This window comes from Flavobacterium sp. SOK18b (assembly GCF_014156605.1).
Lineage (GTDB): Bacteria > Bacteroidota > Bacteroidia > Flavobacteriales > Flavobacteriaceae > Flavobacterium > Flavobacterium tiangeerense.
On record NZ_QKNZ01000165.1, the window covers coordinates 1 to 1,619 of the forward strand.

The 1,619-nt window shown below is 24.7% G+C and carries 1 protein-coding gene; it reads right to left on the bottom strand.

The window, feature by feature from the left end:
- Positions 1-48: 48 nt before the first annotated feature.
- Positions 49-1,619: AAA family ATPase (locus tag DNC80_RS15675; RefSeq protein ID WP_182652017.1), on the bottom strand; the 1,571-nt coding region annotated here is incomplete at its 5' end.

The window sequence follows — 1,619 nt, forward strand, 5'->3', positions numbered from 1 at the left end:
GTAAGATGGGTATAAGAGACAGAAGTATAGCTATATTTAGTATTTAAATTAATTAAAAACATATTCTGTTACTATCGTATTATATACTACTTTTAAAGGGTCTTCATCAGATAAATTGCTTAATTTATCAATTTCAAGTTCATAAAATTTTAATTTAATACTTTCCTCAGTTGAATCTTTATCTGATATGAAGTCTAAAAATTCACCTAGTTTTTCAGCAATATAATAGTTTCGAGAGGTATTAGTTTTAAAAACTTTCAATAAAATTTCCTCTGCAGACCATCCATATGTATCAGCTTTTATTAATGTAGACTCTAATTTATTATCTTCATTTCTTCTTAATGCAGTCACTGACGAACTTTCTCCTTCTAAATCGGACAGTAAAAAGTGAGAATGTGAAGTAAGTATAAAATGACAACTTGGATAGTTAGAAAATACTTTCTTTAAAAAAGTGATGTATTTCATTTGCCAATTAGGATGCAGACTTATTTCAGGTTCATCAATTAGTACTAAAGAATTCTCTTTTATTTTAGAAAAAATACCGATAAGCGATATTAGCAAGTGGTATTCACCTGAACTGATATCATTAATTGATAAACTGGATTTATTTTTACTAAGTTTTATCCCAATTATATTTATAATATCTAATTTTTCTAACAATGAGATTTTTTCTAAATCTAATGCTGTTGTTTCTTTATTAAAAAAATTAACATTTAATATTTTCGACCTTGATCTTTCTTTATGCGATAATCTATAACTGTTTACTAAATCGTTTAAGAAATTAACAATTTCAATTATTTTAGTTTCATTGTTTTTTAAGTGTTTGTCATAATATGGTTTGCTCCAAATTGGATTGTTTTTATTTCTTTGTGAATATTCAAAATCTTTTTCCCACCATGTTTCATAATACTTTTTAAAATTTTCAACTGTTAAAGTTCCTGAAAAAAACAGTTTATTTATTTTAGTCTGATAGTCAACTTCTAAAGATTCTTCAAAATCAAGAAAATGAAGTAAATGCTTTAAGTTCCTTAAAAAGGCTGTGTTTGTAATTGATTCTTTAAAAATAATATCAACAACAGATTTTATTGCAGACTTTGTACTAGCTGTTGAGCTTGTTGATCTTACACCTAAGTATTGATAGAAGTCATTCGGTAAACTATTTTTAAATAAAAAACGATCATTTAGCATTACTGAATTTACAATTACATAACTTGGAAACAAGATCTCTTTAAATTTTATTTCATGTAATTTAAAGAGATTAGTATTTTTAATTGTAATATGTTTTACTGTAAAAGGTCTGTTTTTATAAAACAAAAAAGTTTTTTTCTCTTTTGATTTAGTTAAAATTTCCAAATGAGAAATTATTTCAAAAGTATCATTTTCTAATTTATATCGAATATGAAAACTGAAAGGTAGATTAATGCTTCTAATTCCGCTTGTTTGAAAAATATTAAACTGTGTTAAAATATCAGAAATTGTTCTCAATATAAAACTTTTTCCAGTACCATTTGGTCCAATAATAACAGAAGTATATGGTTTAGAAATATTATTTATTTCTTCAATATCCGAAAGAAATAATTCGATTTCTCCTAGCTGAGGATGATTAAATAACCTTAAAT